Consider the following 19,302-nt stretch of genomic DNA (forward strand, 5'->3'; position numbering starts at 1 on the left):
ATCGGCTTCCAGGATCCGAGGGAGACGGGTTGACGGCATCGGGCCCAGGAGTCAGCCGCCAAAGGGATGCGGTGTGGGCGCGGCCGGGGAGACCGTGAACTGGATGATCAGCTGCAGGCACGGCTCATCGCCGACGGTTCCCGACAGGTGCCCCACCTCGCTCCTGTCCGCCGGGTCCTGCCCGAAGTGCAGGTCGCCCGGCCCCATCTCGACCCGCTCGCCGTCCTGAGTTTCCAGGAACCACCGCCCGCGCAGGGGCGCCACCCACTGCGGATGCGGAGACGGGTGCCACTTACCCATCCACCCCACCGGGAGTGCGGCGAACAGCACGGCGCTGACCTCGCCCGGGAACGGCCGCATCCACTGCGGGTCTGCGCCCCCTCCGACGCTCTGCAGCCCGAAGCCGGCGAGGACCGAAGCTTCCAGACGCGACGTCCCGTCGAGCCCGGTCCACATGTGCAGGAACGGAAGGACCGGCGGGAAAGGCGAAGGCCCCGAATCCGTAGATCCGGGGCCTTCATTTGTTGCGGGGACAGGATTTGAACCTGCGACCTCTGGGTTATGAGCCCAGCGAGCTACCGAGCTGCTCCACCCCGCGGCACAAGAGATAAATCTAGCATGGGTTTTGGGGCGTGTCCAATCGGCGCCGCAGACGGGCCGCGGAAGGCGTTGCCGACGGCCCCCAGACGGGCAATGATGCGGGGATGCTGACCCCCACCGGCGACTCCCGCGATGACCTGCAGGACGGCCGCCCCGAGAGCGCCGCGCAGCGCGCCGACCGCAACTGGTCCGACGTCCTTCAGGAACTCCGCGTCCTGCAGACCGGTACCCAGATCCTCACCGGCTTCCTGCTCGCCCTCGCATTCCAGCCGGCGTTCGCCGATCTCACTGCACCCCAGCGCGCCGGATACCTCGTCCTCGTCGGGCTGTCGGCTCTCACCGCGATCCTCGCCCTCGCCCCGGTGGCCCTGCACCGCGCCGTGTTCCATCGCGGCGTCAAGCCGTCCGCGGTGCGCTACGGCCACCGAGTCCTGATCGCCGCGATCGCCGCGCTGGCGGTGCTGCTCACCGGTGTCGTCGCCTTCGTCTTCGACGTGGTGGTCGGCATGGAGGCCGCCGTCGTCGCCGTGGTCGTGCTCGTGGTGGTGATCCTCGTACTGTGGGTCGTGGGCCCGGCCTTCCTCCGACGGGCCCGCGACGGGGAAGGACGCGGATGACGTACGGCAGCGTGGGCGTGGCGGTGGCGCAGTTCGCACCGACCGCATCGAAGCAGACCAACCTGGATGCCATCGACGACCTCGTCCGCCGAGCCGCCGCCCGCGGAGCCCGGGTGATCGTCTTCCCGGAGTACTCCAGCTACTTCGTCGATCCCTTCGACACGTCGCTCGCCGAGAACGCCGAAGACCTCGACGGACCCTTCACGACCGCCCTGAGCGCGCTCGCCGCCGAGCTCGACGTCATCCTGGTCGCGGGACTCGTCGAGCGCGCCGACGACGGCCGACGCGTGCGCAACGCGGTCGTGGCCGTCGCGGGAGATGGCATCCGGGCCGTGTATCGGAAGCTGCATCTGTACGACGCGTTCGGGCAGCGGGAATCGGACTGGGTGGAGCCCGGCGAGATCGCTCCGCCCGAGACGTTCGAGGCCGGGGGGCTGCGTTTCGGCCTGATGACCTGTTACGACCTGCGGTTCCCCGAGGTCGCTCGCACGCTCGCCGACGCGCGCGTGGACGTCGCCCTCGTGCCGGCGGAGTGGGTGCGCGGACCGCTCAAGGAACACCACTGGCAGACCCTGCTGCAGGCGCGGGCGATCGAGAACACGTTCTTCGTCGCGGGCGCCGACCACCCGCCTCCGCTCGGCGTCGGTCACTCGATGGTGATCGACCCGCAGGGCGTCGCCTTGGCGACGATCGGCACGGCCACCGACGTCGCCGTCGCGCACATCGACCCCGGCGCGATCGCCCGCGTGCGGCGGGTGAACCCGGCCCTCGACCTCCGCCGCTTCCGCGTCACGCCGCGCTGAGAGCGGTCCGGCCGCATCCGGCACGCCACGCCATGCCGCGCCCGCGGCCCGATGACGACGTGCCCCGGCCCTACGCGGGCGACAGTGCGGCGAGCCGGCTCACGGCCTCGGTCAGCACCTCGACGCGCTTGCACGCGGCGAATCGCACGAGAGTGGCGTAGTCGGCGCGATGGTCGGGCGACGCGAAGGCGGTCAGCGGGATGCCGACGACCCCGGCGCGCGCGGGCAGTTCGCGGCAGAACGTGTCGGCGTTGACGGCGCCGAGCGGGGCGGCATCCACCACCGTGAAGTACGACCCTCCGGGGCTGCTCACCTCGAACCCCGCCGCGCGGAGGCCGGTGCCCAGCAGGTCGGCTTTGGCCTTCATCTCGCCCGCGACCGATGCGAAGAACTCGTCCGGAAGGCGCAGACCCGTCGCGATGGCGGGCTGGAACGGCGACCCGCCCACGTAGGTCAGGAACTGTTTCACCGTGAGGATCGCCGACACGAGGTCGGCGGGACCGGTGATCCATCCCGTCTTCCAGCCGGTCAGCGAGAAGGTCTTGCCGGCCGACGAGATCGACACGGTCCGCTCGGCGGCACCGGGGAGGGTCGCGATCGGCACGTGCGGCCCGTCGAACACGAGGTGCTCGTACACCTCGTCGGTGACGATGATCGCGTCGTGCCGGTGCGCCAACCGCACCACCTCGTCGAGCACCGCGCGGGAGAACACCGTGCCGGTCGGGTTGTGCGGATCGTTGACGAGGATCACTCGGGTGCGGTCGGACACCGCGGATGCCAGCACCTCGAGGTCGGGTTGGAAGTCGGGCCAGCGCAGGGGGACCGGAACCAGACGCGCGCCGGCCAGGGACACGCACGCCGCATAGGAGTCGTAGTACGGCTCGAACACGACGACTTCGTCGTCCGGGCCGTCGATGAGGGCGAGGAGAGTGGAAGCGAGCGCCTCGGTGGCGCCCACGGTGACGAGGACCTCGCGCTCAGGATCGAGGTCTCTTGCGTAGAAGCGCCGCTGGTGCTCCGCGATCGCCTCGAGGAGTTCGGGGAAGCCGCGCCCGGGCGCGTACTGGTTCACGCCGTCGGCGATCGCGCGCCGCGCCGCCTCGAGCACGGCTTCGGGACCGTCTTCGTCGGGAAAGCCCTGCCCGAGGTTTATCGCCCCGGTGGACGCCGCCAGCGCGGTCATCTCGGCGAAGATCGTGGGAACGGAGGTGCCGTCGGGAGCGATGAGACCGGCGCCGAGAGCGGTGCGGCGCCACGCGCCGGGGAGGTCGTGCATGATGCGGAAGCGTAGCGGAGGGCTTCGCCCGGGGTGCGATCATGACCTCGCATTCCGTTCCTGTGACACCCATAGACGCGACTCACCCTCGTCATAGGAAGCCCACAGCATCGGGGGTCATGGTGGGACTCGCCTGGAAGAAGGAGCATCACATGAGCGACACCACGGACGACCGTCCCGAGGGTACCGAGCACCGCACGAACAGCGACGCAGCCGCGCACGGCGCGGCCCCCACGTCGCACGAGACAACCGCCGCCACCGGTGGCACCACGCCGACGGAGGCTCCGACGCCCGCAGCCGCCGCCTCCGACTCGGCGCCCGCCGCAGCCGCACCGGCGATGCCGCCGGTGCCGACCACGTCGCCCGCCGCAGCCGCCGCCGCATGGCCGCCGCCCGGTGCGGGGCCTGCTGCCGCGCAGCCCGCGACCCCCCACCTCGGCACGCCCCAGCACCCCGCCCCGCACGCCCACGGGTACGCCGCTGCTCCCGGTGGTGCCACTGCCCCCACCGGGCAGGCTTTCGGCCCCGCCGCCGGAGGCGCGCTCGGCACGCAGCCCACACTGACCCTGCCCGAGTCGGACGCGACCGCGAAGTCGCGGAAGAAGGGCTCCGGGGCCAAGATCGCGGCTCTCCTCGTCGCAGCCGCACTCGTCGGGGGTGGCGCCGGTCTGGGCGGCACCTATGCCGGTCTCGCCCTCTGGGGCGGCTCGGATGGCGCGACGGCGTCGGGCCCGACCGCGATCACGGTCAACGACCCGAGCAACGTCAACGCCACCGCCGCCGTGGCGGCGAAGGTCGTTCCGAGCGTCGTCACGATCAGCGCTCGCGGCGGACAGACCGGGGGCACCGGATCCGGTGTCGTCCTCAGCGACGACGGCTACGTCCTGACCAACACGCACGTCGTGACGCTCGACGGCAAGACCGGGGACGCGCAGCTGTCGGTCACCACGTCCGATGGTCGTGTGTTCGCGGCGAAGCTCGTCGGCACCGACCCCACGTACGACCTCGCGGTCATCAAGCTCGAGAACGCGTCGAACATGACCCCCGTCGAGTGGGCGGACTCGTCCAAGCTCAACGTGGGCGACAACACCGTCGCGATCGGTGCGCCTCTGGGCCTGCCCAACACCGTGACCACCGGTATCGTCAGCGCGCTGAATCGGTCGATCCAGGTCGCTTCGTCCGCGGCGCCGAAGGACGGTTCGGACTCCGACCAGGGCAGCGAGCCCGGCGGCGAGAGCCCGTTCTTCTTCGACTTCGGTCAGGGCCAGCAGAGCCCCCAGGCCACCCAGACGATCAAGATCGCCGTCATCCAGACGGATGCCGCCATCAACCCGGGCAACTCCGGAGGCGCGCTCGTCGACGACGAGGGGAAGCTGATCGGCATCAACGTCGCGATCGCCAGCGCGGGCGGTTCGTCGCCCGGCGGGGGCCAGTCCGGCAACATCGGCGTCGGCTTCTCGATCCCCTCCGACATCGCCAAGCGCGTGTCGCAGGAGATCATCGACTCCGGTGCGGCGACCCACGGTCTGCTGGGCGCGAGCGTCCAGGACGCCGCCTCGATCCAGGGTGCCACCACGACCGGTGCCTACGTCGCCGACGTCTCGGCCGGCGGAGCAGCGCAGGCCGGTGGAGTGCAGAAGGGTGACGTCATCACCGAGTTCAACGGCATCCCCATCACCAACTCGGTCGATCTGACGGCGCAGGTACGCGCGCTCGCCGCGGGTGCCGAGGCCAAGGTGACCTACGTGCGCGGGGGGAAGCAGAGCACCACCGAGGTGACGCTGGGCGCCATGCAGAACTGACCTCCGGGTCCGGACGCCACCCCGCGATAGGCTCGCGGGGTGGCGTCTTTCTCGTTCGGTGCGGGAAATGCGCGAAAACTCCAGCGCATTCCGCTCTACGTGGCGGGGCGACTGCTGACGGCGGTGGCCCCGCGTTCGCGCGAGCGCTGGGTCTTCGGCTGCGCGGTCGGCGTGGCCGACGGCGCCCTCGCGCTGTGGCAGGTCGCTGCGGCGGCGGGCGAGCGAACGACCTGGCTCGTTGCGGACGACGTCCAGGCGGCGGATGCCGAGGCGCGCGGCATCCCGTGGGTGCGGCGCGATTCGCTCCGCGGTCTCTGGCGCACCGCCCGCGCTCGCGTCATCGTCGTCACGCACGGTTTCGGTGACGTGCAGCGCTATGCGGTCTCGGGAGCGCTGGTCGTGCAGTTGTGGCACGGCATCCCCCTCAAGCGGATCGGGCTGGACTCACCCGAGACCACGCGCAGCGCGCTCCTGCCGGGATCGCGGGCCGTGAACCGGCTGCTCGCCGTGCTGTACCGGCGCACGATGCGGCAGATCTCGCTGATCCCGGCTGCGTCGCATCTCGTCCGCGGTCGGCTCGAGACCGCGTTCGGCCTCGACGACTCCCGTGTTCCGGTCACGGGCGAACCCCGTGTCGACGTGCTCTCGCGCGGGTCCGCGGCGGATCGCCGACGGGCGGCCCGCGACGCGATCTCGGCGGCGCTGCACCTCGATCTCGACGAACGCCGCGTCGTGCTGTACGCGCCGACGTGGCGTGACGGTGCGCCCGACCCCGCGATTCCCACGGCGACCGAGTGGGGCCGCATCGACGAGGTGCTGTCGCGGCACGACGCCGTCCTGCTGGTACGTCCGCACCCGCTCGGCGCCGGCGATTACCGCCCGTCGAGCGGGCGCATCCGGCTGCTCGGCAGTGACGTCGTCGCAGACGTCACGCCGCTGCTCCCGGGGCTGGACGCGCTCATCACCGACTACTCGTCGCTGGCCTTCGACGCCGCGCTCGTGCCGCTGCCGGTCGCGTTCTTCGCGCCCGACCTCGAGGAGTACACGGCGCGGCGCGGGTTGTACGGACGTTACGCCGACGTCGCCGGTGACGACCCCGCCCGCACCTGGGACGAGACGATCGATCGGCTCGACGGCATCCTGCACGATCCGTCCGTCGCGCGTGACGCGTCTCGTCGGCGCAGCGCGACCGTGCACGCGCACCGTGACGGGCGCAATGCCGAGCGCGTGCACCGGGCCGTCCGCGCGCGGATGGACGCCGAGGCGCGCCGCCACGGCCGCTCCGCGGGGAGCCGAAGGAAGAGGACGCCATGACCGATGCCCGCTTCACCCAGGAGGACGGCCTCGCCGTTCTGGAGATCTCCGGCACGGGCCCCCGGCCTGCGGCCGTGTCGCTGGAGGGTCCCCGCGCGCGGGTCGCGGCGCGCCTGCACGGTCGCGGACGCACCTGGCGCGCGGTGCTGCCGCTGCGCGCCGCCCGGTGGGGTGGGCCCGAGCTTCCGCTCCCGACGGGGGAGTACCGACTGCACATCGACCCGGGGGAGGCCGAGGATGCCGAGCCTCCCACGGCATCCCTCGCCCGCACCGTCCTGCCAGGCCTCAGCGCGGCATGGGACGGCGGTCGGCTTCGGGTCGGGTCGCCCGTGGACCCGGCGTACGAATCGGGCGAGGGGCAGGCCGCACTGGAACGGCGGTACGCCACCTCGCGCCAGCCACTCGAGAACGCGGTGTTCTTCGAGAGCTTCTACGGCCGGACGGCGGGGTGCAACCCGTACGCGATCGATCGTCAGCTCGCCCGCGTCGCCCCCGGCGTCACTCGTTATTGGAGCGTCGTCGACCTGTCGGTGCCGGTGCCCGATGGGGCGGTCGCGGTGGTCGAGGGCAGCCCCGAGTGGTGGCGGGCCCGCGCCGCCGCGCGGCTGCTGGTGGTCAACGACTGGCTGCGTCGTCGGTTCGTCCGGACGCCGGGTCAGACGGTGCTGCAGACGTGGCACGGGACGCCGCTCAAGCGATTGGCGCTGCACCGGCCGGGATTCGACCCGCGGCGCATGCTCGCCGTGCTGCGCGAGAGTCGGCGCTGGGACGTGCTCCTGGCCCAGAGTCCGTATGCCGCGCGGGTGCTCTCGCGGGCGTACGCGTTCCGGCGGCGTCCCATCTGGGTCGAGGGGTATCCGCGCAACGACTCGCTGCAGGCCGACGACGGCGCGGCGACGAGGCGGAGCCTGGGGATCGGCGCCGAGGAACGAGTGCTTCTCTACGCCCCGACCTGGCGCGACGACCGCGACGAGATCGTCGACTTCGTCGACCCTTCCGCCTTGGCGAGGGCGGCCGACGCGGTCGTGCTCGTCCGCGGGCACACGCGCACGCTCCTGCCGGGAGAGGACGCGCGCGGCCCGCGTGTCATCGACGTCACGGGGTATCCGGATGCCGCGCGTTTGTTCGCGGCGGCCGATGCCCTCATCACCGACTACTCGTCGGTCATGTTCGACTTCAGCATCACCGGCAAGCCCATGTACTTCCTCGTGCCCGACCTCGAGCACTACCGCGGACAGCTGCGCGGGTTCTACTTCGACCTGCTCGAGGCGGCCCCCGGTCCCGTCGTGCGGACGCAGGACGAGCTCGAACGCGCGATCGCCGACGTCGATCCGCACATCTTCCGCGAAAGGTACGAGCGGTTCCGGCGGGTGTTCGTCGCGCGCGAGGACGGCCGGGCCGCCGAGCGGGTCGTCGCCCGCATCCTGGATCAGGGCTTCGTCGACCGCGACTGAGACGGGATGCCGCGGGCTCAGGGAAGGGGCGTGTTGCGTCCGTCCAGCCGCGAGGTGTCGACCGTGTCGCGGGCGCCGCGCGCGATCGCCCACAGGAACCCCGCACCCCACGGCACGTGCATCGACGGCAGCACCGCCGCCATCCACGCCCGGTCCCGCCAGCCGCGACCCCCGCCGCGGCCGAGCGCGACCGCGCCGACGAGCGCGGCGTACGCCGTCACCGGCGCGTGGACGAGGCCGGCCCGTCGCCCGCGCACCACCCCGGTCGCCTGCAGCACGCCCACGACGATCGAGGCGACCGCCGCGACGACGAGAGCCGGGGGAGCGAAGAACCGCAGCGAGTTGCGTCGGCCGTAGCGGCGCACCAACTCGCCGCGCCACGCGCCGGTGGCGCGGAACTGCCGTACCAGCCGCGGCCAGCTCTCGCGCGGCCAGTAGACCACCGACAGCGTGGGATCGAACCACACCCGGTACCCGGCGCGGCGGATGCGCAGGTTCAGCTCCCAGTCCTCGCCGCGGCGGATCGACTCGTCGAACGCCCCGACCTCCTCGAGCACGGCCCGCCGGAACACGCCCAGGTACGCCGACTCCGCCTCGCCCTCCTCGGTGCCGCCGTGGTAGGCGCCGCCGCCGAGACCGACGCGGGAGTTGTACGCCCGCGCCACCGCCCGCTGGAACGGCGACCGGCCGTCGGCGCGCATCACGCCGCCGACGTTCGCGGCGCGGGTGCGCGCGAGGGTCGCCAGAGCGCGTCGCGTGTACCCCGGCAGGAGTTCCGAGTGCGCGTCGACGCGCACGATCGTGGGATACCGGCTGACACGGATCGCGAGGTTCAAGCCGACCGGGATGTCGGCAGCCGGATTGTCGACGAGCACCACGCGGGCATCGGCGGCGGCGATCTCGCGGGCGATCGCCTGCGAGGCATCCGTCGACGGTCCGAGCGCCAGGACGAGCTCCACCGGCCCCGGAACCTCCTGCGCGAGCGTCGACGCCACGGCACGGCGCAGATACCGCTCCTCGTTGAGGACGGGCATGACGAAGCTCACGCCGGCGTCGTCGGGGGGAACGGGCGCGTCTCGACGGCCGGGGGTCGCGAGGTGCATCCGGCGATCTTTTCACGCCGACCTGGCCGGTACCCTGGAACGATGCCTCTCGCCCGCGACGCCGTCCTCGCCGTCGGGCTGCTGCGCAAGGCCCTCGCCACCCGACGCGCGCGCATCGATCTGCGCCGCATGCTCGCGGAGCGCGGACCCCTTCCGCGGAACCGCTTCCGCATCGCCGTGTACTTCGCCGACGGTCCGGTCAACATGTACCAGATGCGTCAGTGGTACGCCCCGCTGCGTGAGCTGGCGCGCGAGTGGCCCGTCGTGGTGATCTCGCGCGCCATCCGCGGTGCCGATGCGCTGCTGCGCGACGACGCGCTCCCGGTCGCCTACGCCCCCACCGTGCGCGACGTCGAACAGGTGCTCGACGAGCAGGACGTCCGGATCGTGTTCTACGTCAACCAGAACACCCGCAACTTCCAGATGTTCCGATACGGCCGCCGGTGGCACGTGTTCATCAACCACGGCGAGTCCGACAAGATGTACATGACCACGAACCAGTTCAAGGCGTACGACTACGCCTTCGTCGCCGGGGATGCCGCACGCGCACGGCTGTCCCGCACCCTGTGGGACTACGACCTCGACCGGCGCACCTTCGCGATCGGCCGACCCCAGGCCGACCACTACTCCGGCGCGCTGCCCTACACCCCCGACGACCGCCGCGTCGTGCTGTACGCCCCGACGTGGGAGGGGGACCGGCCCTCGGCCCACTACGGCTCGATCGTGACACACGGCGAGGCGCTGGTCTCGGCGCTGCTGGCCACGGGTCGCCACCGCGTCGTGTACCGCCCCCACCCTCGGTCCGGCGTCGTGGATCCGGCGTACGGCGCCGCGAACGCGCGGATCGTGGCGGCGCTCGCCGCCGCCAACGCCGCGGACCCCGCCGCGCAGCACGTGCACGACACCGCACCCGACCTCGGCTGGCAGCTCGCGGCGGCCGAGGTCGCCGTCGTCGACATCTCGGCGATGGTCTACGACCGGTTGGCCGCGGGCAAACCGCTGCTCATCACCCGGCCGGTCGACCCCGAGGCGCTCGTGGACGACACGGGCTACCTCGCCGCGTGCGAATGGCTGGATGCCGCGGACTCGGGCGACATCGTGGAGCGGGCGGATCGCGTGCTCGACGACCCCGCGGCCGTCGAGCGCCTGGACCACTGGGTGCGGCACTACTTCGGCGACACGGCGTCCGGATCCTCGACCCGTCGCTTCCACGATGCCGTGCGCGTGCTCATGGAACGGTGGGACGACCGGAACGCCTCGTCCGCCGGGTGAACGGGCGTCAGCGCTCGAGGGGCGCGAGCCGTCCGATCGCCGCGAGCGGGATGCCGATCCAGTCGGGGCGGTTGCGCGTCTCGTAGATCGCCTCGTACACGGCCTTGTCGAGCTCGAAGGCCGCGAGGAGCGTGTCGGGCGCCGCCGGTCCCGTCCCCACGGTCGCGGCGTATCCGTCGAGGAACGCCTCCTGCGCGGCGATGACCCACGCCCGGACGGCGGCTCCATCGTCTTCCGCCACCGCGCCCGAGACGTAGTCGAACGACCGGAGCATGCCGGCGACGTCGCGGACCGCGAGGTCGGGGCTCCGCCGTTCCGTGATCGGACGCAGCGGTTCGCCCTCGAAGTCCAGCAGCACCCACCCGTTCGTGGGCGTGTGCAGCACTTGACCGAGGTGAAGGTCGCCGTGCACCCGCTGCAGCGGCGGCCACTCCGCTGCCGCTGCCGCGGAGTACACGGCGCGGATGCGCTCGGCGTAGGGGGTCAGCGCGGGCACCTCGGCCAGCGCGATCGTGAGCCGACGCTCCCAGGCTGCGGCGATGGTGGAGCGGACCACGGCATCGGGGGCCACCGTGGGGAACTCCGCGGCCAGCGCGACGTGCATTCCGGCGACGCTCTCGCCGAGGGCACGAGCGGACGCGGTGAAGTCGTCGCCGGCGAGCGCCGCCTGCAGGGCGACGCGCCAGGCATCCTCGACGCCGTCGAAGAACTCTTGCGCGAAGGCCAGCGACCCGGTCACGCTCTCCCCGTTCGTCGCGGTCCACGTGCCGCGCAGTTCGCCGATCGCCGCGGGGACGAAGGTGGCCCCGCCGCTGGCGAGCGCCGACTGCAGCTCGACGTCGGGGTTGATCCCGGCATTGACCTGTCGGAAGAGCTTGCAGATGACCGGACGCCCACCCTTGGGCCGGAAGATGATCGAGGTGTTGGACTGTTCGCCGCTGAGCACACGCGCGGGAACGGACACCTCCGGCACGGTCGACGGGGTCGCGAGGGGGATCCCGACGAGCCCCTCCGGAGCGAGGGCATCGCTTCCGGCCGAGGACACCAAGCCGAAGAGCAGATCAGTGAAGGCGCCGTCGGTCGTGGCATCCGACCAGACCCGTCCCTCATCCGCGGGACCGATCAGGCTCCCGGGCAGCACACCCTCGGGGTCGCGCCGTGACACGGGCACCTGATACACCACGGGGGGAGTGGCGGCGTCGTCGCGCACGAGAAGCAGCCGGGATGCCGCGGCATCCAGCTTCCACTCGGCAACGAGGGTCAGTTGTGGATCACGGCCCTTCGTCCCATACCAGCGCTGACGCGGCATCCAGACGGCGAGGAGATCGAGGAGGTCGCCCATGTCGCGAGGCTAACGCCATCCGCGCGCTTGCGCCCAGGTCTTGCGTCCGGACGGAGTCGATGAGAAGGGCGGTCAGGATGCCTCGGTCGACGTGTCGTCGTCGGGCTGCTCCTTGCGCCGGGGGAGTGCCTTTCGCGCCACGGACCCCGTGCGTCGGGTCGCCGACCCGACCGCTCCGGCGATCGCCCCGCCCACGCGCTGGACTCCGCCGGCGGCGCGACGCTCGAGTCGCTCCGCTCCGGGGCGCGGTTCGATGTCGCGCGGCAGGATCAGCGGGGGCGCACCGAAGGCGCGGCGCGAATTGACCAGGACGCGTCGGCCGAGGATGTTGTTCCCGGCCCCGCCGACCACGGCACCGACACCGAAGGGGAGTGCCTTGCCGAGCCAGGACGCACCTCCGCGGGCGGCGAACTGTCGGGCGAACGTGGTCTTCAGCCGGTCCACGAGCGGGCCGACCGCCGCACGCGGCAGTGTCTTGGTGACCAACTCTCCCCAATAGGTGGAACGGCTGCCGCCGCGCCCGGCGGCCTGGGAGGCCAGCTGCGAGACGAGGTCGATCCCTTCCTTGCCGAGCATCAGGGTCAGCACGAGCGCTCGGGCGCGGTCGGGGTCGTCGACGGCCACCCCGTGCACTTCCGCGACGGACTGGGCGAACAGTGCCGTCGCCTCGAGGAACCCGACGGTCTCGACCCCGCTCAACGCGAGAGTGACGCCCGTGCCGATGCCGGGGACGACCGCGGTCGCGCCCACGGCGGCGCCACCGGTCGTGACCGCAGCGAGATAGCGCCGCTCGAGGATCCGGAGGATCTGCTGCGTGGAGGCATCCGGATGCCGGAGTCGGATGCTGCGCAAGTGAGCGAGGACCGCGGGGCGCTGTACCGCCAGCACACGGTCGAGCATCCGGATCGTGCGCGGATGCTCATCGGATCCCTCCGGCGGCAGCCCGCCCTTCCAGGGCGCGTCGTCGGGCAGGGAATGAATGCGGTGCACCTTCTCGGCCATGGGAACATCCTGCCCCGCGCGGTACGGATCGGCGGGGTCTTGACTCGCGCCGCGAATCAGACGAACAGGTTCGCGCGCTCGAGGTCTTCCGCGAAGTCGACCTCGACGGCGTACAGATCGGAGATGTCGAGCGGCTCCACGCGCATGCCCTCGGTCGCGATCGCGAGCTCGATGCCGCGCTCGAAGTAATCCTGGTCGTCGACGCGCTGGAGGTGACGCTGGAGGGTCTTCTTGTCGCGGGACGAGACGTAGTTGATGCCCACGGCCTCACCGAGGCCGCCGGTGACCACCTTCGAGAGGTCTTTCACGAAGCCCTCGGCATCGACGGTGTACTTGACCTCTTCGTCGCTCACCTTGGCGGTGTTGACGGTGACGAACGACCGGTCGGCATCGATGAGTTCGACCGCGCGCCCGAGGACCCGGGGGTCGAAGACGACGTCGCCGTTCATCCACAGCACGCCGCCGCGCCCCGTTGCGCCGAGCGCGCGCAGGAGGCTCTTGGACGTGTTGGTCTGGTCGTAGCGGTCGTTGTAGACGTAGTCGACCCGGGGGAAGGCGTCGACGACGGTCTCGGCACGGTAGCCGACCACGGTCGTGATGCGTGCGTCGCGTCCGAACGCGGCGTGGACGTTGTCGTGCTGTTGCTGCATGATGCTCCGGCCGTCGGCCAGAACGGTGAGAGGTTTGGGCAGACTGCGACCGAGTCGCGAGCCCATGCCCGCGGCGAGGATGACGATCTGAAGGGTCAAGGCAGGCTCCTGGGGGATGAGTTGTCATTTCCGGTTCACCGGAAAGTCACGCCTTCGTGTCGAATTCATGCTAGCCAGACGGCCTGAGAAGGTGCATTATTCGCTCTGGTCGTTGTGGTTTCGTGATGACGTCGAATCTCGTTCCCTGGGCCCGCCCCAGGGTTCGTGTCGGAGCGGGTTGCTAGTTTGTAGTGATGACAGCGTCGCTGCCGCAGCCCCCCGAGTCCGCCCCCGCTTCGTCGGAGGACGACGCGGCGAGCGTCGACGCCGCTCCCACGGCGAAGCCGCGCGTCAGCAAGCCCCGCGCCCCGCGTCGACCCGCGTCTTCTGCCGCGGCCGTCGCGGACGAGTCCGAGGGCGACGACACGCCGACGACACCGAAATCGGCCCCACGTGGCGCGTCGTCTCCGCGCAGTGCCTCCACGACGTCCTCGCCGCGCAGCCCTCGGCCGACGGCGGCGAAGAAGCCCGCCGCACCCGGGGCGGCCGCAGAGAAGAAACCTGCCGCGCCGCGCTCCACCGCCGCCAAGAAACCCGCGACACCGCGCACGACGGGCGAGAAGAAGCCGGCAGCGCCACGGGCCGCGGCGGCGAAGAAGCCCGCGACGCCGCGCACCCCCGCGGCGAAGAAGCCGGCGACGCCCCGCACCCTCGCGGCGAAGAAGCCCGCCACGCCCCGCACCCCCGCGGCGAAGCCGGCCGGCGTCGAGACCCCGCCGGTGGTCCCGGGTCCTCCGCCCCCGCTTCCCGACGATCTGGTCGTCCCGCCGCGCCCGCCGCTTCCGTCGGTCGTGCAGCTCGGCGCGGTGTCCGCCCCCGTCGCCGCCGATCCCACCCCCGCTGATGTGGCCGTCGAGGAGCCGGTGGTCGCGGAACCGACGACCGACTCCGGCGATTCCGTGGCCCCGACGGAATCGATGACCGAGTCCGACGAGCCGGTGGCCGCGGAGCCGGTCGCCGATGCACCGTTGGTCGGCGCTGACGCTGCGACGGACGGAGCGGTGGCCTCCGAGTCCGCGCCCGACGAAGCGGCGGTCTCCGAGCCCGAGCCCGTGGCCGCGGAGCCGGCGGTCGAGCCGGTGTCTGAGGATTCGGCGGCCGAGGTGTCTGACGAGCTCGCTGCCGAGCCGGGTGCCGGGAGCATCGGTTTCGGGTTGCGCGAGACGGATGACTCCGACTCGACGATCAGTCAGGACGCGGCGCCGGCGGATGCACCGCTCGATGAGCCGGTCGTCGAAGAGCCGGCGGCCGAGGAGTCGGTGATCGCTGAGCCCGAGGTCTCCGACGACCGATCCGACACGGCATCGTCGGCCGTTGCCGTCGAGGCGCCCGATGCCGACGCCGACGTCCCGGCACTGCGGTTGCGCAGCGTGACGAAGACGTTCGGGGAGGTGCGCGCGGTCGATGGAATCGATCTGACCGTTCCCGCCGGCTCGTTCTACGGGCTCGTCGGCCCCAACGGCGCCGGGAAGACCACGACCCTCTCCATCATCGCGGGACTCCTGCGCTCCGACGGCGGCACGGTCGAGATCAACGGGATCGACGCGGCACGCCAGTCCCGCGCGGCCAAGAAGCTCATCGGCGTCCTGCCCGATCGTCTGCGCACCTTCGATCGTCTGACAGGCCGCCAGCTGTTGTCGTACTACGGCGCCTTGCGAGGGCTGCCCGCACCGGTCGTCGAAAGCCGCGCAGCGGATCTGGCTCGCGCCTTCGACCTCGTCGAGGCCCTCGGGCGTCCGGTGTCCGACTACTCGGCGGGAATGACCAAGAAGGTGATGCTCGCGGGGGCCATGATCCACTCGCCGCGCCTGCTCGTCCTCGACGAACCCTTCGAGGCGGTGGACCCGGTGTCGAGCGCGGTGATCCTCGACATCCTGCGCGCCTACGTTGACCACGGCGGAACGGTGATCCTCTCCAGCCACGGCATGGAACTCGTGGAGCGAGTGTGTTCGCGCGTCGCGGTGATCGTGTCCGGTCAGGTCCTCGCCGAGGGCACGATCGACGAGGTGCGCGGTGGCTCGACGCTCGAGGAACGTTTCCTCGAGCTCGCGGGTGGCCTCGGCGACGTGGAGGGGCTCGAGTGGTTGCACACGTTCTCCGCCTAAGACTCGCGATGATGCTCGGCGCCCTCCGGGGCGACCGGGATCACGTTCTCCGTCGTGCGGTCGGGCTGTTCGTGCTGGTCGCGGGAACGGTCTTCGCCGTCATCAACGTCGTCGCTCTCGCCGACGCGAACCGGCTGACGACGGCGGTGGTGACCGTGCTCGCCGGTTCCGCGGTCACGCTCGGTTTCGCGATCGCCCCGCCGGTGACGGCATCCGTCGATCCGCTCGATCCGCGGCGCTTCGCCGTCGTCGGCGCAGAGCCGCGTCCCCTCGCGGCCTCGCTGTTGCTGGCGGGGCTGCTCAGCGTGCCGGTGCTGGTCGTCCTCGTCCTCGCCGTGAGCCTCGCGGTGGCGTGGACAGCGCAGGGCGCGTCCGTCGTGGCGAGCGTGGCCTCGATCGTGCTCGGGATCGTCACGTGCGTCCTCCTTGCGCGGGTGAGCATGGCGCTCGGGGCCCTCGTGCGCCGGCCGCGCCAATCGCGTGAGCTCATCGGCGTCTACCTCGTCGCCGTCCTCGTGGTGGTCGTGCCGGTCGGCATCTTCTTCGGGTCTCTCGAGTGGCGGGACGCCGTGCCGACACAGTTGGTGTCCGCCGCCGAGGTGCTCGCCTGGACGCCCGTGGGCGCCGCATGGAGCATCGCTTTGGCGCCGAGCACCGGTGCGGCGATCGGCAGCGTCGTCGTGGCGCTGGCGACCGTCGCCCTGCTCGCGGCGGCGTGGTTCGCGCTCGTCCGCATCCTGCTGACCACCACACCGCGTCCGGTCACGGTGCGCGAGCGCGCGGGCCTCGGATGGTTCGCGCTCCTGCCGGGCACCCCCGGAGGAGCCGTCGCGGCGCGCAGTCTCTCGTACTGGCTGCGCGATCGTCGCTACGTCGTGAACGTCGTCGTCGTGCCGATCGCCGCGGTCTTATCGACCCTTCCGCTGATCGTCGCCGGCGTCCCGATCGAGCTCGCGGTGCTGCTGCCCGCGCCGATCATCGCGCTGTTCCTCGGCTGGCTGCCGCACAACGACCTCGCGTACGACTCGACGGCGCTGTGGATGCACATCGCCAGCGGGGTGCGCGGTCTTCCGGATCGACTCGGGCGGCTCGTCCCGGTCGTGCTCATCGCCCTTCCTCTCCTGGCCGTGGCGATCCCGCTCGCGATCGCGGTCCACGGACGGTGGGCATTCGCTCCGGCGCTCGTCGGCGTGTGTGCCGCCCTGTTCCTGTCGGGGCTCGGGCTGTCCAGCATCTCCTCCGTCGTCGCCCCCTACGCCGTCTCGCGGCCGGGCGACAGCCCGTTCCAGCAGCCGCAGCGCACGGGGTCCGGCGGGGTCCTGGCCCAAGGCCTCGTGATGGCGGGGGCTCTCGTCGCCGCAGCCCCCGCGCTCTGGTTCGCCTGGCAAGCGGTCGCCTCCGACACCGCGGACGCGTTCCTGGCGCTCTGGGCAGGGCTGGCGGCCGGCGGGGTCGTCCTGATCGCGGGGATCGCGATCGGGGCCGCGCAGTTCGAACGCCGCGGCACCCGGCTGATGGAGTTCGCCGAGGCGACCTGACGGCCGGATCCACCCCCGCCGGACCGTCCGCGTCTACACTGACTCATCATGAGTACGCCTCTCGACCGTCCGGACAGCGGGGGTCTTGCGACCCTGGATCGTGAGCTCGAAGAGCTCATCCGCGAGGAGAACATCGAGCCGGGCGATCACGAGCGGTTCTCGCACTACGTCAAGAAGGACAAGATCCTCGAATCCGCACTGACGGGCAAGCCGGTGCGAGCGCTGTGCGGCAAGAAGTGGACCCCGGGTCGTGATCCCGAGAAGTTCCCCGTGTGCCCGCAGTGCAAAGAGATCTACGAGTCGCTCAACACCTGATCCGCGCGGCGCTCACGCGATGGTGATCGACGTCGTCGACGACGTCGACCCGTCGCTTCCGTACAGAGCCAGCGTGAACGTGTAGGTGCCGGCCGGCACCGGGAAGTCGTTCTCGCCCGGGTACCACCGCAGGTCTTGTGCGTAGCCGCCGATCGTGATCGTGAGGGCGCCGCTGAGCGTCGACGATCCCAGCGGGCCCGTGACCTGCACGGTGTACGGCAGCACCGCGACGCTCGGGTCCGGGTTCGGCCACCACGTGATGTCCTGGTCGTAGTTCGCGCACACGTAGACCACGAGCGGGCCGCGGTTCGTTCCGGTGGCGGGGTCGTACTTCGAGGCGTTCTGCACCGTGTATCCGGGGTTGATGCGCAGCTTCGACACCGGGACGCTGCCCCCGGACTGCGCCGACGCGGGCACCGAGGTGGCGGCGACGAGGGGAACGACCCACGCCGCGGTCGTCAGGATGGCGCGACGCGTGGGCGCTGATCGCGGTGTCGACGGGGCATCGTCGGTCATGGGGCTCTCCGTTCGGTGCGGCACGCTCGGGGAGCCGGCGCGCGGCACGGCCTCGACCCGGCGAGGTTCCCACGCTAAGGAAGGTGCGAGCCTCCTACGGGTTCCCGCGGCTGATCCTCGCCCGCCACGGCGACGCTTTCACCCGCAGCCCGCGCCCGGCGCGTCAGGCCTCGACGTATTCCGTGGGCAAGGCCGGGTCCGACCGGCTCAACGCGAGCGCACGGACCGGGAGCTCTGCGCGCACGCGGGCGTGGTGGGCGCGAGCGGCGACGACGCCCTCGGGACCGAGCGCCGCGGCATCCGCCTCTCCGGCGACCATGAGCGGTACCTGCAGGGCTCGCGCGTCCGGGTGTTCGGCCGCCGTCGAGAGGTCCTCGAACCCGTCGCTCACCACGATCAATTCGGACGTGGCGGTGCCGTCGTCGAGGGTGCGGAACGCGGCTTTGCGTCCGCCGTGGGACGCCTTCTGAGCCGAGGCCTTGGCCACGGGCACCCAGGACCCGTCGGTCGCCGCGCGCGCGACGAGCTTGAAGACCAGACCGGCGGTCGGGGTGCCCGACCCGGTCACGACGGACGTTCCGACGCCGTAGCTGTCGACGGGCGAAGCGGCGAGGGCAGCGATGGCGAACTCGTCGAGGTCGCTCGTGACGGTGATGCGCGTGTCGCGGGCGCCGAGGTCGTCGAGAAGCGTCCGCACCTCACCGGCGACGATCGGGAGATCCCCCGAATCGATGCGGACCCCGCCGAGCGAGGTTCCGGCGACCCGCACCGCCGTGCGCACGCCCTCGGCGATGTCGTACGTGTCGATCAACAGGGTCGTGCCCGTGCCGAGGGCCTCGATCTGCGAACGGAAGGCGTCCTCTTCGCTGTCGTGCAGCAGTGTCCACGCGTGCGCCGCGGTCCCCATGGTCGGCACGCCCCATCGGCGCCCCGCCTCGAGGTTGCTGGTCGCGGAGAATCCGGCGATGTACGCGGCACGGGCGGCAGCCACGGCCGACTCCTCGCCGGCTCGTCGCGAGCCCATCTCCGCCAGGGGCCGGTCGCCCGCGGCGACGCTCATCCGCGCTGCGGCCGTGGCGACGGCCGAGTCGACGTTGAGGACGCTGAGAGCCAGGGTCTCGAGGATGACGGCTTCGGCGAACGTGCCCTCGATGGTGAGCAGCGGCGAGCCGGGGAAGTAGATCTCGCCCTCGCGGTAGCCGGTGATCGAGCCCGTGAAGCGGTAGTCGGCGAGGAAGTCGAGGGTCGTGGCATCCACGATCCGGTTGTCGCGCAGGAACCGCAGCTCCTCGTCGCCGAAGCGGAAGTCACGGATGGCGTCGAGGAGTCGTCCCGTGCCCGCCACGACGCCGAACCTCCGCCCGCCGGACAAGCGTCGGCCGAACACCTCGAACACGCAGCGGCGATGCGCGGTGCCATCGCGGAGGCCCGCATCGAGCATCGTGAGTTCGTAGCGGTCGGTGTGCAGGGCCGTGCTGCGCGTCATGGCGCCAG

General features: G+C 71.6%; 18 protein-coding genes and 1 tRNA gene. 9 read left to right on the forward strand and 10 right to left on the reverse strand.

Going from position 1 to position 19,302, the window contains the following annotated elements; genetic code table 11:
* Window positions 1–51: 51 nt before the first annotated feature.
* A complete protein-coding gene (locus AC3E6M_RS07370) occupies window positions 52–456 on the reverse strand; it encodes a hypothetical protein (protein WP_490529468.1) in 405 nt (134 codons plus the stop codon).
* A 68-nt stretch (window positions 457–524) separates the two neighbouring features.
* Window positions 525–598 (reverse strand) — tRNA-Met (locus AC3E6M_RS07375).
* Between the two features lie 106 nt (window positions 599–704).
* On the opposite strand from AC3E6M_RS07375, the gene AC3E6M_RS07380 reads away from it, so the two are divergent.
* Complete coding sequence (locus AC3E6M_RS07380) at window positions 705–1,217, forward strand: DUF6328 family protein (protein ID WP_490529469.1); 513 nt, start codon at window positions 705–707, stop codon at window positions 1,215–1,217.
* Window positions 1,214–2,020 carry a carbon-nitrogen hydrolase family protein gene (locus AC3E6M_RS07385; protein WP_490529470.1) on the forward strand — a complete coding sequence of 269 codons (807 nt, stop codon included), beginning with the start codon at window positions 1,214–1,216 and terminating at the stop codon, window positions 2,018–2,020. The genes AC3E6M_RS07380 and AC3E6M_RS07385 overlap by 4 nt, the downstream gene beginning before the upstream one ends.
* 70 nt (window positions 2,021–2,090) lie before the next feature.
* On the opposite strand, the gene AC3E6M_RS07390 is transcribed toward AC3E6M_RS07385, so the two are convergent.
* Complete coding sequence (locus tag AC3E6M_RS07390) at window positions 2,091–3,296, reverse strand: aminotransferase class I/II-fold pyridoxal phosphate-dependent enzyme (protein ID WP_490529471.1); 1,206 nt, start codon at window positions 3,294–3,296, stop codon at window positions 2,091–2,093.
* A gap of 152 nt (window positions 3,297–3,448) precedes the next feature.
* Between AC3E6M_RS07390 and AC3E6M_RS07395 the strand changes: the two genes are divergently transcribed.
* Genes AC3E6M_RS07395 through AC3E6M_RS07405 form a run of 3 tightly spaced genes read left to right on the forward strand, consistent with a single transcriptional unit; the run spans window position 3,449 to window position 7,866 of the window.
* The gene (locus tag AC3E6M_RS07395) at window positions 3,449–5,098 is read left to right on the forward strand and encodes a S1C family serine protease (RefSeq protein ID WP_490529472.1); all 1,650 of its coding nucleotides are present in this window, start codon (window positions 3,449–3,451) and stop codon (window positions 5,096–5,098) included.
* Window positions 5,099–5,137: 39 nt separating this feature from the next.
* Window positions 5,138–6,412: a CDP-glycerol glycerophosphotransferase family protein gene (locus tag AC3E6M_RS07400; RefSeq protein ID WP_490529473.1), complete on the forward strand. Its 1,275-nt coding sequence runs from the start codon at window positions 5,138–5,140 to the stop codon at window positions 6,410–6,412.
* A complete protein-coding gene (locus AC3E6M_RS07405; protein ID WP_490529474.1) occupies window positions 6,409–7,866 on the forward strand; it encodes a CDP-glycerol glycerophosphotransferase family protein in 1,458 nt (485 codons plus the stop codon). The genes AC3E6M_RS07400 and AC3E6M_RS07405 overlap by 4 nt, the downstream gene beginning before the upstream one ends.
* A 17-nt stretch (window positions 7,867–7,883) precedes the next feature.
* Here AC3E6M_RS07405 and AC3E6M_RS07410 read toward each other — a convergent pair whose 3' ends face one another.
* Window positions 7,884–8,969 carry a glycosyltransferase family 2 protein gene (locus AC3E6M_RS07410; RefSeq protein ID WP_490529475.1) on the reverse strand — a complete coding sequence of 362 codons (1,086 nt, stop codon included), beginning with the start codon at window positions 8,967–8,969 and terminating at the stop codon, window positions 7,884–7,886.
* 42 nt (window positions 8,970–9,011) lie between these two features.
* On the opposite strand from AC3E6M_RS07410, the gene AC3E6M_RS07415 reads away from it, so the two are divergent.
* Window positions 9,012–10,241 carry a hypothetical protein gene (locus AC3E6M_RS07415; protein ID WP_490529476.1) on the forward strand — a complete coding sequence of 410 codons (1,230 nt, stop codon included), beginning with the start codon at window positions 9,012–9,014 and terminating at the stop codon, window positions 10,239–10,241.
* A 7-nt stretch (window positions 10,242–10,248) separates the two neighbouring features.
* Here AC3E6M_RS07415 and AC3E6M_RS07420 read toward each other — a convergent pair whose 3' ends face one another.
* From AC3E6M_RS07420 to AC3E6M_RS07435, 4 genes are all read right to left on the reverse strand, one after another.
* Window positions 10,249–11,583, reverse strand: coding sequence for a maltokinase N-terminal cap-like domain-containing protein (locus tag AC3E6M_RS07420; protein WP_490529477.1), 1,335 nt, complete (start codon window positions 11,581–11,583; stop codon window positions 10,249–10,251).
* A gap of 72 nt (window positions 11,584–11,655) precedes the next feature.
* On the reverse strand, window positions 11,656–12,585 hold the full coding sequence (locus AC3E6M_RS07425) for a hypothetical protein (protein ID WP_138177735.1): 930 nt from the start codon (window positions 12,583–12,585) through the stop codon (window positions 11,656–11,658).
* Window positions 12,586–12,641: 56 nt separating this feature from the next.
* Window positions 12,642–13,334 carry a phosphocholine cytidylyltransferase family protein gene (locus AC3E6M_RS07430; protein ID WP_138177733.1) on the reverse strand — a complete coding sequence of 231 codons (693 nt, stop codon included), beginning with the start codon at window positions 13,332–13,334 and terminating at the stop codon, window positions 12,642–12,644.
* A 181-nt stretch (window positions 13,335–13,515) separates the two neighbouring features.
* On the reverse strand, window positions 13,516–14,007 hold the full coding sequence (locus tag AC3E6M_RS07435) for a hypothetical protein (RefSeq protein WP_490529478.1): 492 nt from the start codon (window positions 14,005–14,007) through the stop codon (window positions 13,516–13,518).
* A gap of 46 nt (window positions 14,008–14,053) precedes the next feature.
* On the opposite strand from AC3E6M_RS07435, the gene AC3E6M_RS07440 reads away from it, so the two are divergent.
* From AC3E6M_RS07440 to AC3E6M_RS07450, 3 genes are read left to right on the forward strand one after another with little or no spacing between them, the layout of a single operon-like run.
* On the forward strand, window positions 14,054–15,439 hold the full coding sequence (locus AC3E6M_RS07440; protein WP_490529479.1) for an ABC transporter ATP-binding protein: 1,386 nt from the start codon (window positions 14,054–14,056) through the stop codon (window positions 15,437–15,439).
* 11 nt (window positions 15,440–15,450) lie between these two features.
* Complete coding sequence (locus AC3E6M_RS07445) at window positions 15,451–16,977, forward strand: hypothetical protein (protein ID WP_490529480.1); 1,527 nt, start codon at window positions 15,451–15,453, stop codon at window positions 16,975–16,977.
* 48 nt (window positions 16,978–17,025) lie between these two features.
* Window positions 17,026–17,292 (forward strand): DUF3039 domain-containing protein, encoded by a 267-nt coding sequence (locus tag AC3E6M_RS07450; protein WP_076490174.1) that lies wholly within the window; start codon window positions 17,026–17,028, stop codon window positions 17,290–17,292.
* Window positions 17,293–17,304: 12 nt separating this feature from the next.
* Here AC3E6M_RS07450 and AC3E6M_RS07455 read toward each other — a convergent pair whose 3' ends face one another.
* Both AC3E6M_RS07455 and AC3E6M_RS07460 read right to left on the reverse strand, forming a co-directional pair.
* Window positions 17,305–17,808 (reverse strand): hypothetical protein, encoded by a 504-nt coding sequence (locus AC3E6M_RS07455; RefSeq protein WP_138175131.1) that lies wholly within the window; start codon window positions 17,806–17,808, stop codon window positions 17,305–17,307.
* A gap of 163 nt (window positions 17,809–17,971) precedes the next feature.
* Window positions 17,972–19,294, reverse strand: a complete 1,323-nt coding sequence (locus AC3E6M_RS07460) for a nicotinate phosphoribosyltransferase (RefSeq protein WP_490529481.1) — start codon at window positions 19,292–19,294, stop codon at window positions 17,972–17,974.
* Between the last annotated feature and the right edge of the window lie 8 nt (window positions 19,295–19,302).

The sequence above is a fragment of the Microbacterium sp. SCPM-O-B-15248 (M128) genome (assembly GCF_058214835.1).

Excerpts from the sequence above, each read along its gene's own strand:
- AC3E6M_RS07455 (WP_138175131.1), bottom strand. The coding sequence starts at position 17,808 with ATGACCGACGATGCCCCGTCGACACCGCGATCAGCGCCCACGCGTCGC.
- AC3E6M_RS07380 (WP_490529469.1), top strand. The coding sequence starts at position 705 with ATGCTGACCCCCACCGGCGACTCCCGCGATGACCTGCAGGACGGCCGC.
- AC3E6M_RS07405 (WP_490529474.1), top strand. The coding sequence starts at position 6,409 with ATGACCGATGCCCGCTTCACCCAGGAGGACGGCCTCGCCGTTCTGGAG.
- AC3E6M_RS07395 (WP_490529472.1), top strand. The coding sequence starts at position 3,449 with ATGAGCGACACCACGGACGACCGTCCCGAGGGTACCGAGCACCGCACG.
- AC3E6M_RS07415 (WP_490529476.1), top strand. The coding sequence starts at position 9,012 with ATGCCTCTCGCCCGCGACGCCGTCCTCGCCGTCGGGCTGCTGCGCAAG.
- AC3E6M_RS07385 (WP_490529470.1), top strand. The coding sequence starts at position 1,214 with ATGACGTACGGCAGCGTGGGCGTGGCGGTGGCGCAGTTCGCACCGACC.
- AC3E6M_RS07390 (WP_490529471.1), bottom strand. The coding sequence starts at position 3,296 with ATGCACGACCTCCCCGGCGCGTGGCGCCGCACCGCTCTCGGCGCCGGT.
- AC3E6M_RS07370 (WP_490529468.1), bottom strand. The coding sequence starts at position 456 with ATGTGGACCGGGCTCGACGGGACGTCGCGTCTGGAAGCTTCGGTCCTC.
- AC3E6M_RS07420 (WP_490529477.1), bottom strand. The coding sequence starts at position 11,583 with ATGGGCGACCTCCTCGATCTCCTCGCCGTCTGGATGCCGCGTCAGCGC.
- AC3E6M_RS07445 (WP_490529480.1), top strand. The coding sequence starts at position 15,451 with ATGCTCGGCGCCCTCCGGGGCGACCGGGATCACGTTCTCCGTCGTGCG.
- AC3E6M_RS07460 (WP_490529481.1), bottom strand. The coding sequence starts at position 19,294 with ATGACGCGCAGCACGGCCCTGCACACCGACCGCTACGAACTCACGATG.
- AC3E6M_RS07450 (WP_076490174.1), top strand. The coding sequence starts at position 17,026 with ATGAGTACGCCTCTCGACCGTCCGGACAGCGGGGGTCTTGCGACCCTG.
- AC3E6M_RS07425 (WP_138177735.1), bottom strand. The coding sequence starts at position 12,585 with ATGGCCGAGAAGGTGCACCGCATTCATTCCCTGCCCGACGACGCGCCC.
- AC3E6M_RS07410 (WP_490529475.1), bottom strand. The coding sequence starts at position 8,969 with ATGCACCTCGCGACCCCCGGCCGTCGAGACGCGCCCGTTCCCCCCGAC.